This is a genomic window from Glycomyces artemisiae (assembly GCF_003002955.1).
Classification (GTDB): Bacteria; Actinomycetota; Actinomycetes; order Mycobacteriales; family Micromonosporaceae; genus Glycomyces; species Glycomyces artemisiae.
The window spans coordinates 253,483-265,264 of the sequence record NZ_PVTJ01000004.1; the positions used below are offsets into that span (position 1 = coordinate 253,483).

8 protein-coding genes are annotated in these 11,782 nt (G+C 71.3%); 1 reads left to right on the forward strand and 7 read right to left on the reverse strand.

Going from position 1 to position 11,782, the window contains the following annotated elements:
• Positions 1-14: 14 nt before the first annotated feature.
• From B0I28_RS12530 to B0I28_RS12560, 7 genes are all read right to left on the reverse strand, one after another.
• Positions 15-620, reverse strand: coding sequence for a hypothetical protein (locus tag B0I28_RS12530; RefSeq protein WP_106364163.1), 606 nt, complete (start codon positions 618-620; stop codon positions 15-17).
• A 121-nt stretch (positions 621-741) separates the two neighbouring features.
• A complete protein-coding gene (locus tag B0I28_RS12535; protein WP_106364164.1) occupies positions 742-3,051 on the reverse strand; it encodes an acyltransferase family protein in 2,310 nt (769 codons plus the stop codon).
• Between the two features lie 205 nt (positions 3,052-3,256).
• Entirely contained in the window at positions 3,257-5,374 is a 2,118-nt protein-coding gene (locus B0I28_RS12540; RefSeq protein WP_146148071.1) for an acyltransferase family protein, read from the reverse strand.
• 126 nt (positions 5,375-5,500) lie between these two features.
• Positions 5,501-7,159, reverse strand: coding sequence for an ABC transporter permease (locus B0I28_RS28275; protein WP_281260929.1), 1,659 nt, complete (start codon positions 7,157-7,159; stop codon positions 5,501-5,503).
• Positions 7,146-8,201 carry an iron-containing alcohol dehydrogenase family protein gene (locus B0I28_RS12550; RefSeq protein ID WP_106364166.1) on the reverse strand — a complete coding sequence of 352 codons (1,056 nt, stop codon included), beginning with the start codon at positions 8,199-8,201 and terminating at the stop codon, positions 7,146-7,148. The genes B0I28_RS28275 and B0I28_RS12550 overlap by 14 nt, the downstream gene beginning before the upstream one ends.
• Complete coding sequence (locus tag B0I28_RS12555) at positions 8,201-8,962, reverse strand: phosphocholine cytidylyltransferase family protein (protein ID WP_106364167.1); 762 nt, start codon at positions 8,960-8,962, stop codon at positions 8,201-8,203. The genes B0I28_RS12550 and B0I28_RS12555 overlap by 1 nt, the downstream gene beginning before the upstream one ends.
• Positions 8,963-9,168: 206 nt before the next feature.
• Entirely contained in the window at positions 9,169-10,392 is a 1,224-nt protein-coding gene (locus B0I28_RS12560) for an NADP-dependent isocitrate dehydrogenase (protein WP_106364168.1), read from the reverse strand.
• A gap of 287 nt (positions 10,393-10,679) precedes the next feature.
• Here B0I28_RS12560 and B0I28_RS12565 point away from each other — a divergent pair, with 287 nt between their 5' ends.
• Complete coding sequence (locus B0I28_RS12565; protein WP_106364169.1) at positions 10,680-11,774, forward strand: ABC transporter permease; 1,095 nt, start codon at positions 10,680-10,682, stop codon at positions 11,772-11,774.
• The last annotated feature ends 8 nt before the right edge of the window (positions 11,775-11,782 follow it).

Genomic DNA, 11,782 nt, shown 5'->3' on the forward strand with positions numbered 1-11,782 from the left:
CCTCCGACGGCCCCTTACGAGGCGGCGGTGGCCGTGAAGTCCTCGGGGAACGGGAACGACGAGGTCATCTCGCCGCACGCGGCGTCGACCTGCGCGAAGGCCGCGTCCCACGAGCACGTGATGTCGATGAGGTACTGGCCCGCGAACACGAAGTGGTCCTGCCACTTGACGGTGACGCCGTCGATGTCGACCGAGCCGAACCGGTACACGCCGTCGTGGCGGTGCACCACGGTCGGGTAGTAGTTGTCCAGGGAGATGTCCTGGTTCAGCTTCCCGAAGTAGTCGGTCACCAGGTTCGCCTGCGCGTCATAGGAGGACGTGTCCGCGCCCTCGCTGAGCAGGTACGAGGTGACCTGGATGCGGTCGTAGCCGCCCTCGGCGCCCGCCACGTAGAACGTGTACGTGAAGTGGTCGTTCGCGAAGAGGACCTCGCGGTCCTCGCCCTCGGCCGCGGTGAACCCGGCCGGCGCCTCCAGCGTCAGTTCGAGGGGCGCGGTGGGCGCGGGCGGGGCGGTCGACTCGTCGCCGCCCGGGTCCTCGCCGGTGCCGGGGTCGTCCGACCCGGTGCAGCCGGCGGCGAACAGCAGCACGAGTGCGGCGAGTGCGGTCAGCCTGCGCATGGGGCGTTCCTCTCAAGGGGGATCTCGGGCTCCCGACGGGGAAGGGCTCGATACACACTGTACCAAGCGCCCTCCACGGACGAGGCCCGCGAGCAGGGCGCGGATCGGCCTGCGCCACAGGTCACAGCGCCGGGAGCTGCTCCTCCAGCAGCTGGGTCAGCGACCGCGCGTACGGGGTGCTCATGTGGTGCGAATCGCGGTACACGAGCAGGTTCCCGGTGACCACCGGGCACTCCCCCGCGTAGCAGAACCAGCCGACGGTCTCGACGACCTGCGCCCCCGCCTCCTGCTCGGCGGCGAACGCGGCCTCGCGGTTCCCCGAGTCGTCCACGGCCTCGGTGCGCTGCATGACGCACTCGTCCACCGCGTCCTGGTGCAGCGCGACGCAGTCGGGCACCGGCCCGTACGGGCTGCGCGGGGTGTCGGTGAGGACCACGGTCTGCCCGGCCGAGGGGGTGATCCGCGCGAGCGTGTCGGTCCAGCCCTGCGCCCACCGCTCGGGGCTGTCGTCCTCCCAGTCGACCAGCGGCGGCGCGTCCTCGCCGCTGAGGACCACCATGGCGGGCTTGAGCTCGTCGATCTCGTCGAGGACGCGGTCGCGCCACTCGGCGCAGCCGGTGTACTCGCCGCCGACGTCGCTGTTGGAGACCGTCACCGTCGCCGGGGTGCACGCGCTCTTGGTGCGCGTCAGCAGCTTCCAGCCGTTCGCCTCCGCGATCGGCTCCAGCGCCGGGAACCACTGCGCCGCATGGGAGTCGCCCACGAGCATGACGGTCTTGTCGCCGCCGGTGTCGCCGAAGACGCAGTCGCCGGGGAGGTCCTCGGTCCACGCGTCCAGGTGGCAGCCGTTCCCGTAGATCTCCGGCTGGTCGGTCGCCACGGCCGTCAGCGACGGCTCCAGGTCGGCCGGGACCTGCGTGGTCGCGATGCCCTCCTGGAGGCGCACCTCGATCTGCGAGACGTCCTCGACCTCCTCGACGGCCTCCAGGTCCACCGCGTCGTCCTCCTGCGGCGGGACCTTCCCGAACCCGAGGGTGAGGACCAGGACCATGCCGATGCCCAGCAGCGAGCACGCGACGCCGGTGACCAGGCCCCACATGTTGCTCGTCTTCAGCGGCCGGGCGCGGCGCAGCGGCTCCTCGATGTACAGGAACGACAGCTGCGCGACGGCCACCGTCGCGAGCAGCAGCACCACGTTCAGGCTCACGGTCGGCTCGGCGTCGACCGCGAGCGGGATGAGGATGAGGATCGGCCAGTGCCACAGGTACAGGCTGTAGGAGATCTTCCCGACGTACTGGAACGGGCCGGTGCCCAGCAGCGAGCTGGACGGGTTCTTGGCGCCCGTGCCCGCGGCGATGAGCGCCGCCGCACCGAGGACCGGCAGGAGCGCGGTGTAGCCCGGGAACGGCGTGGACGAGTCGTAGAGGACGCCCGAGGCGATGATCGCGGCGAGCCCGGCGATGCCGAGGACCCACGCGAGGGCCGCCGGGATGCGCTTGAGCGTCGGCAGCATGAGCGCCAGGACTGCGCCCGCGGCGAGCTCCCAGATCCGCGTGTGCGCCGCGTAGTACGCGGTCGGCTGCGACACCTGCGTCGTCAGCACCGACAGGACCAGGCTGAGCGCGAAGAGCCCCGCGCACGCGGCGAGCGCCGCGGTCACGAACTTGCGGGGCGCGCGCTTGGCGAGCACGAGCAGGCCGATGAGCAGCAGCGGCCAGATGACGTAGAACTGCTCCTCGACCGCCAGGGACCAGTACTGCTGGAACGGCGAGGGCATCTGGTCGGCGTTGAGGTACTCGGTCTCGGTCGCCACGAACCGGTAGTTCACGGCGTAGACGATCACGGTGAACGCGTCCTGCATGACCGCTTCGAGGCGGGTCACGGGGAACCACAGCCACGCGCCGAGGGCCGTGGCGATGGTGACGGCGCTGGCGGCGGGGAGGATGCGGCGGGCGCGGCGGGCGTAGAACCCGGCGATCGAGATCTTCCCGGTGTCGAAGACCTCCTTGACGAGCAGAGAGGTGATGAGGAAGCCGGAGACGACGAAGAACACGTCGACGCCGACGTACCCGCCCTGCGCGAACGCGAACCCGGCGTGCGACAGGAGCACCAGGACCACGGCGACGGCGCGCAGGCCCTGGATGTCGGGGCGGAAGCCGACGCCCTCCCAGCGCTGCGGCGGGCGGACCGGGGCGGGCGCGGGCCGCGGGTGCGCGCCGGTGGTGCGCATGCCCGGCGGGGCCGGGGCCGCGGGCGGCGGCGCGGGGGCGCGGAACGGGGGCCGGACCGGGTAGGGGCTGGGGGCGGTGCGCTGGGTGGCCGCGGCGGGGTGGGCGGCGGAGCCGGGCGTGGTCGTGGGCAGGTGGAGGGTCTCCTCGTTGACGCCGCCCCCGGTAGCGGCTCGGGACTGCGGGGGCTGGGGCGAGGTCATGGTGCGAGTGTCTCCGTCTGCGGATCGCCGGGGCTGGTTCGCGCCCCATCCTAGGCGCATCCGGCCCTTCCGCGGACTCGGTGGTGACCAATCCGACCAACCGGACACGCAACTGGTTGCGGGCCTTGCTCACATCGTACCGAGGGCGGTCCCGCCGCGCGGTGCCGCACGGGCCCTGACGGCCCGAAATGTCGCTCCCGCAACCTCATTGGAGCGACGGCAGGGCCGCGCCCAGGACGTTCGCGAGGGACGCGGCGTACGGGGTGGAGACGTGGTGGCCGTCGCGGTAGACGGAGATGCCGTCGACCACGAGCGGGCACTGCCCGTCGACGCAGAACCACGGCTCGGTGTCGACGGTCGTCGCGCCCGCCGCCTCCTGCGCCGCGAACCCGGCTTCGCGGCGGTCCGCGTACGTGATCGCGTAGGGGCTCTCGGCCACGCAGGTCTGCACGTCGCCCTGGTGCAGCGCCAGGCAGTCGGGGGCGGCTTCGACGGTGGCCCAGGGGGTGTCGGCGAGGACGGCGACCTGCCGCGCGGCCTCGGACCCGGCGAGCGCCTCGGTCCACCCGGCGCTCCACGCCTCGGCGGCCGCCTCGCCGTCGAGGCCGGAGACGCCGGTCTTGTCGGAGGTGGCGATGACGACCAGTTCCGGCTCCAGTGCGTCGATCTCCGCGAAGACCTCCTGCTTCCAGTCCCAGCACTCGGTGTACTCGCCCTCGTGGACGGTGCTGTCGACGCGCACGGACACGGGCGTGCAGGCGCTCTTGGTGCGGGAGACCAGCTCCCAGCCGTTGCGGTCGGCGAGCGCGGCGAGGGCCGGGAACCACTGCGCCGCATGGGAGTCGCCGAAGAGCATCACTTCGGTGTCGGAGCCGGTGTCGCCGTAGGAGCAGCCGTCGGGAAGGCGGACGTCCTCGAAGTCGAGGTGGCAGCCGTCGTCGTAGGTGGCGGGCCGGTCCCCCGCGGCGCCCGCGAGGGGCGGCACGAGGTCGGCGGGAAGGGCGGTGACGGCGAGGCCGTCGCGGAGGCGCTGCTCCTGGGCGGAGACGTCTTCGACCGCTTCGATCGCGTCGAGGTCGACCGGTTCGGCGCCGTCGGGGGTCTTGGGGAAGACGTGGACGAGCGCGAGGACCGCGGCCGCGCATGCGGCGGAGGCGGTGAGGCCCATGAGGAGGCCCGCCCAGTTTCGTTTGAGGGGGCGCCAGTTGCGGACGGGCTCTTCGATGCAGGCGTAGGAGAGCTGGGCGACGGCGACGGTGGCGGCGAGGAGGATCAGGTTGAGGCGCAGCGTCGGGTCGGTGCCGAGGGCGAGGGGCGCGAGGATGAGGATCGGCCAGTGCCACAGGTAGAGGCTGTAGGAGATGCGGCCGAGGAACTGGAACGGGGCCGTGGACAGGAGGGCCGAGGCGGGGTTGCGGCCGGAGGCCGAGCCGGCGGCGATGACGGCGGCCGTGCCGAGGACTGGGGCGAGGGCGGCGTGGCCGGGGAAGGGGGTGGCCTCGGTGAACATGAAGCCCGACAGCAGGATCGCGGCGAGGCCGCCGATGCCGAGGACCCAGGCGAGGGCCCGCGGGGTCCGCTTGAGGGACGGGAGCGTCAGGGCCAGGAGGGCTCCGGCGGCGAGTTCCCAGGCGCGGGTGTGGGCGGCGTAGTACGCGGTCGGTTGGGAGGCGGCCGTGACCGTCACTGAGAGCGCGAGGGTCGCGGCGAAGATGACCGCGGAGGCGATGATCGCGGCCGTGACGAGGCGGCGCGGGCGCCTTCCCGTGCACAGCAGCAGGACCAGGAGGAGCAGCGGCCACACGACGTAGAACTGCTCTTCGACCGCGAGGGACCAGAACTGCTGGAACGGCGAGGGCATCTGGTCGGCGTTGAGGTACTCGGTCTGCTCGGCGACGAAGCGGTAGTTCACGACGTAGACGACGACGGCGAGCGCGTCCTGGAGCACCGCGTCGAGGCGCGTCACGGGGAAGAACAGCCACGCGCCCAAGGCGGTCGCGGCCGTGACGGCGGTGGCGGCGGGGAGGATGCGGCGGGCGCGGCGGGCGTAGAACCCGGCGATGGAGATGCGGCCGGTGGTGAAGACCTCCTTGACGAGCAGGGAGGTGATGAGGAAGCCGGAGAGCACGAAGAACACGTCGACGCCGACGTATCCGCCTGCGGCCCACGGGAGTCCGGCGTGCGAGAGCAGGACGAGGCCGACCGCGACCGCGCGCAGGCCCTGGATGTCGGGGCGGAACCCGAGGCCGGGCCAGCGGTCGGGTGCAGCGGCGATGCGGGGCAGCAGGAGCGTGTCGGTGCGGCTCGCCGCGGTGGTCGTCATCGGGCGGGTCGCCACGTCGAAGGCATCGGGACAGTGTCCCGGAGCCAGGTGGACCCGGAGTGAACATCGCGAGGCGGGCGGGGGAACGAAACGGCCCCGACCGGGAGGTCGGGGCCGTCGTCTCGTTTAGAGCGCCTTGAGGACGCGCGGTTCGAGCTTGTAGAAGATCCAGCGGCCGAAGAACAGCAGGAAGACGGAGAAGCCGACGGCCACCCCCACCTGGTACATGTTCGGCGCCAGTTCGGGGTTGAACGCCCCGCGGTGCATCGAGAAGATGCCGACGAGCGGGTTCGAGGAGAACACCTGGAAGAGCCAGGGGTTGTTCTTCATCGCGTCGGCCTCGGCGACCTTGGAGACCGGGTAGATGATCGCGGAGCCGTAGAACAGGAGCCGCATGACCAGGGGCATGAACCGGGAGACGTCCTTGAAGAGGACGTTCGCGGCCGAGAGCACGAACACCATGCCCGTGGTCAGCATGGCCTGCACCAGGATCGCCGGGACGAGCCAGAGGAGGTTGAGGCCGAACACGCCGCCGTCGAGGAGCGCGACGATGATGAGGATCGGGAAGCCGACCAGGTATTCGGCGAAGCGCGCGAAGACCTTCGAGACGGGGAAGACCTCTCTGGGGACCTTCATGACCGTGATGAGGCTGGCCTGGCCGCCGAGGGCAGTCTGGCCCTGGCCGACCGCGGTGCTGAACCACTGGTAGGCGAAGATGCCCGAGACGATGAACAGCAGGTACCCGGAGCTGCCCGGGAGGTCGCGGCCGCCGCCGAAGACGATGTCGAACACGAACCAGTAGATGAGCGTCAGGCCCAGCGGCTCGATGAGCGACCACACGTAGCCCATGACGGTGGACTGGTACTTGACGGCGAGGTCGCGGCGGACCAGGACCGACATCGCGTACCGGTGGCGCAGGAGCGCGGTGAAGCCGGTCGTCAGCGGGAACTTCCGCTTGAGCGGCTTGGCCTCGGCCTCGCGGGTGTTGTCGATCGGCCCCTCGTCGCTGCGCGCGGAGTCGAGGAACGCGGGGAGCTCGGCGGTGTCGTCGATGTTCCGGCGGATCGGCGACTGCCCGGCCATGGGCATGTCGCGGCCCGGCTCGGCGCGGGTCGCGTAGGGCGCCTGCGGGACCTGGCCCGGGCTGCCCGCGGCCACGTGCGGCGGCGGGGGCGCGACCGCGGGGGGCGGCGGAGGCGTCTGCGGCTGGAAGTGGTTGGGCTGGCCGTACGGCTGCGGCGGCTGCTGCCCGTAACCGGGCGGCGGGGGCGGCGGCTGCTGTCCCGGGTGGGGCGGGGGCGGCGTCTGGTGCTGGGGCTGCCCGGGGTGCTGCGGCTGCGGGGACTGCTGCGGCTGGCCCGGGTGGTAGGGCGCCTGCGGGGCCCCGTAAGGCTGCTGCGGCGAGCCGTACGCGGCGGGCGGCGGGGCCTGCGGGTGGCCGGGCGCCGGGTGCGCGCCGGGGTGCTGGGGCGCAGCGGGGTTGAAGCCGGGCTGGGGCGCATAGCCTTGCGGCGCAGGCGCTCCCGGAGCGGCGGGGGCGTGCCCCTGCTGCCCGGGCTGGCCCGGGTGGGGCGGCGGGGTGATGCCGGGAGCGGCCGACGGAGGCGGGCTCGCGAACGCTGCCGATCCGGAGCTCATGGCCCCCTGCGGGTATCCCGCGGGAGTGGCCGACGGCCCGGCGCCGAGGCCGCCCTGGGGGGCTGCGGCGTCGTTGGAGTCCGGGCTCCCGTCGCGGTTCCCGGCTGGGCCGGAGACGCCGTCGGGGTGCGGGCTAATCGAGCTCATGCATCATCTCCGTCAGGTGTCGCTCCAGCGCCACCGAGTCCAGTTCACGATGTTCGAGAATCGTATAACGGCCTGGCCGGGTCCTCGGCGCGTAGGCCACCGCTGTGGCGAGCTGGGCCGAAGTCAATCCGAGTTCACTCGCGGTGCGCGGCAGCCCGTGCCGCTTCATGGCCGCGGCGAGCTCGGCGAACAGGGCCTCGTCGCCCCGCAGCCAGGTGCACACGAGCGCCCCGAGGGCCCCTTCGGCCCCGTGCGTCGCGAGGCCGGGGTGCAGCTCCTCGATCGCGTGCGCGATCTCGTGGCACCCGCCTGAGCAGGGCCGCGACGATCCGGCCATCGAAGAGGCGAGGCCGCCTTGGATGAGCGCGTCGGCGAGGGTCGCCAGGAACGCGTCGTCGGCGATCGTCCCGGGGTGGCGCAGCACCGCTTCGGCGCCGGTGCGCGCGATGGCGGCGGCGAGGCCGTCGACGGGCTCGCCGTTCACCTCGTGCGAGAGCTGCCAGTCGGCGACCGCGGACAGGTTCGTGAGGGCGTCGCCGATCCCGGACTGGAGCTGGTGCGCCGGGGCCCTGCGGATGAAGTCGAGGTCGGCGAGGACCGCGAGCGGCGGGTGGACCCCGTAGGAGACGGAGTGGCCGTCGCGTTCGAGCGAGGCCGTGGGGGACGCGAGGCCGTCGTGGGCGAGGCTCGTGGCGACCGAGACCATCGGCAGGCCCAGGTCGGAGGCGGCCCACTTGGCGGTGTCGAGGAGCTTCCCGCCGCCGATGCCGACGAGGGCGTCCACGCGGTGGTCGTCGCGCAGGCGCTTGGTCAGCTCCTTGGCGCTGTCGAGGCTGCCGGGGACGACGGTGTGGACCGTGGCGTCGGGCAGGTGGTCGAGCTGGTCGGCGATGGTCTCGCCCAGGCCCGGCCCGAGCGCGACGGCGACGCGCCCGCCCGAGGAGATCCGGGAGTCCGCGAGGAGCTCCGGGAGGCGCCCGACGGCGCCCGCGGAGACCTCGACGGTGATCGGGGCCAGCACCGTGCGGGCGAACGTCGGCACTACAGCGCCTCCGCGCTCTGCTGCCTGGATCGCTCCGCAAGCTCCGCGATCTCGCGGGCGAGGGCCCAGTCGGCGTGGTCGTCGACCTCGGTCCAGGCGACGGGCCCGGTCGAGACCGTGCCGATGCGCCCGGCTTCGGCCAGCAGTTGGAAGGCGTCCTCGTAGTAGAGGGTCGAGTCGCGGGTGAAGGTCGCTTCGAGGGCCTTGGTCAGCTCCTCGGCGATCCCGGCGGGGATGAGGCTCACGCCGATGTACTCGCCCGCGGCGGCCTCGATGGGCTGCTGCTTGTGGATGAGCTCCACGCCGTGCTCGCCGATGCGCACTTTCATCGCCTCGTCGGTGAGCCGCTTGTGGTCGTCGAGGGCCAGGAGCAGGCGCGGGTCGTCCTCGGCGGCGGCGAGGAGGTTCCGCTCGATGCTCGCGGGGTGGACGGTGTCGCCGTTGACGAGGATCGCGCCCTGGGCGTACCGCTCGCGGGCGGTCCACAGCGAGTAGGCGTTGTTCCAGTGCGGCCTGTCGTTGTCGACGATCGCGACCGTGACGCCGTAGCGCGATTCGAGCTCGGGGGCGTGCTCGCGGATCTTCTCGGCGGCGTGGCCGACGGTGACCGCGATGTCCGTCACGCCGACCTCGGCGAGGCCGCGGACGATGGTGTCGAGGATGGTCTCGGTCGCGGTGACCGGCAGGAGCGTCTTCGGGAGGCGGTCGGTGTCGGGGCGCAGGCGCTGCCCCTGTCCGGCGGCGAGGATGACGCCTCTCATGTCTGCCTTTCGGTCGGGGGGCACCGGCGGCGCAATCTGCGCGAACCGGTGTGCAACCCGGCTAGTTTACAAGCCGCGAAAGGGGGGAGGCCCCTGCCGAGTGTGCGCCTGCACACGTCGGCCGGGGCCTCCAACTGGGAAGGGGCGGGCACCGCGAACGGTGACCGCTCCCTCTACAACGAGTCCGGGGCGGGCCCGGTTACGCCCTATTTCGAGGCGATCGCCTTCGACAGGTTCTCCGAGAGGGTGTCGAGGAACTCGTCGGTGGTCTGCCACTCGGCGTCCTTGCCGATGAGCAGGGCCAGGTCCTTGGTCATCTTGCCGCCTTCGACGGTGTCGATGATGACCTGCTCCAGCGCGTTCGCGAAGCCCTCGACCTCGGGGGTGCCGTCGAGCTTGCCGCGGTGGGCCAGGCCCCGGGTCCACGCGAAGATCGAGGCGATCGGGTTGGTCGAGGTCTTCTCGCCGCGCTGGTGGGCGCGGTAGTGGCGGGTGACGGTGCCGTGCGCGGCCTCGGCCTCGACGGTCTGCCCGTCGGGGGTCATGAGGACCGAGGTCATGAGGCCGAGCGAGCCGAAGCCCTGCGCGACGATGTCGGACTGGACGTCGCCGTCGTAGTTCTTGCAGGCCCAGACGTAGCCGCCCTCCCACTTGAGCGCCGCGGCGACCATGTCGTCGATGAGGCGGTGCTCGTAGGTGAGGCCCTTGGCCTCGAAGTCGGCCTTGTAGTCGTTGTCGAAGATCTCCTGGAAGGTGTCCTTGAACATGCCGTCGTAGGCCTTCAGGATGGTGTTCTTGGTGGACATGTACACCGGGTAGTTCCGGGCGAGGCCGTAGCGGAACGAGGCGTGGGCGAAGTCCTCGATGGACTTCTTGAAGTTGTACATGCTCAGGGCGACGCCGCCGCCCTCCGGGTAGCGGGCCACCTCGAACTCGATCGGCTCGGTGCCGTCGTCGGGGGTGAACGAGACGGTGAGGGTGCCGGGGCGGTCGACCTTGAAGTCGGTGGCGCGGTACTGGTCGCCGAAGGCGTGGCGGCCGACGATGATCGGCTCGGTCCAGCCCGGGACCAGGCGCGGCACGTTGCTCATGATGATCGGCTCGCGGAAGATGGTGCCGCCGAGGATGTTGCGGATGGTGCCGTTCGGGGAGCGCCACATCTTCTTGAGGCCGAACTCCTCGACGCGGGCCTCGTCGGGGGTGATCGTCGCGCACTTGACGCCGACGTGGTGCTCGGCGATCGCGTTCGCGGCGTCGACGGTCACCTGGTCGTCGGTGGCGTCGCGGTGCTCGATCGAGAGGTCGTAGTAGCGCAGGTCCACGTCCAGGTAGGGGTGGATCAGCTCGTCCTTGATCTTGCTCCAGATGATGCGGGTCATCTCGTCGCCGTCGAGTTCGACGACGGGGTTCGCGACCTTGATCTTCGCCATGGGTTTCGGCACCTCTCCTTGCGCTTCGCCGCGCGTGGTCGGGACGGGGAGCAGCAGCTCCTAACAGTACGAGCGTACTGGCTAAGCTTCCAAGGCCGAACCCCAGCCCGGCGAGTCGGTGGTCACAGCCCCGGAACCTCCGATAACGATTCCGTCTCAAGACTGGCGTGCCCCGGGTCACGGCAGGTAGCGTCTCTAACTAGAAACAATCTTTCCAATTTGTTTCGGCCCCGTCCCACCGCTGGTACGCGGGCCGTCGCTCGACTAGTGCACGAAGGAGTGCCGAGGTGACCGCACCCGCCGCACCCCCGCCGCAGCCCCGCGTTGCGGACGGTCCGCCCCGCACCGCCGGCAGCCTGCTCCGCCGGATCTGGGCCTCCTACGCGTTCCGCCGCATCCGCCAGTCCGTCTTCGTGATCTGGCTGGTCGCGACCATCACGTTCCTGCTCATGCACTTCATGCCCGGCGACCCCATCGAGATCATGGCGGGGCGCCTCAACAGCGCCGGCATGAGCCACGAGCAGGCCGTCGCCACGGCGTCGAACATCATCGCGTACGACCCCGACGCGAGCGTCTGGCTCCAGTACCTCGACTTCCTCAAGGGCCTGGTCACCTTCGACCTCGGCAACTCCCTCACCAACCCCTCCAAGACCGTCTTCGAGCACGTCATGGAGTACCTGCCGTGGACGCTGTTCGCCGTGGGCGCGGGCGTGGTCCTCGCGGTCGTCGTCGGCCTCAGCGTCGGCATGGCGATGGCCTACCGCCGCGGCTCCTGGTTCGACCACGCGATGACCTCCGTCGGGTCCTTCCTCACCGGCGTCCCGAACTACATCCTCATCGCCGCGGTCATCGTCGTCGGCTACACGGTCCTCGGGGTCCTGCCGTTCCTCGACATGCGCGGGCGCATCACCGCGGGCGTCGAGCCCGGGTTCGACCCGGTGTTCTTCGGCGACGCGCTGTTCCACGCGATCCTGCCGATCATCGCGTTCGCGTTCACCGCCACCGGCTCCTTCATGCTCAACATGAAGGCCGCCACCACCGAAGTGCTCACCGAGGACTACGTGACCGTCGCGCAGGCCCGCGGCCTCAAGCCCGGCCGCATCAGCCGCAGCTACGTGGGCCGCAACGCGATGCTGCCGATCATCCCGCAGGTCGCGCTCCAGCTCGGCACGCTCGTCGGCGGCTCCATCGTCATCGAGCAGATCCTCCAGTACCCCGGCGCGGGCCAGATGCTCATCCAGGCCATCTCGAACCGCGACTACCCGGTCGTCCAGGCCTCCGTCATCATCCTCGCGACCTCCGTGGTCATCGCCAGCCTCATCGTGGACCTGTTCCTCGTCAGGATCGACCCGCGCATCAAGACCGAAGGGCAGGACGCGTGACCACCACC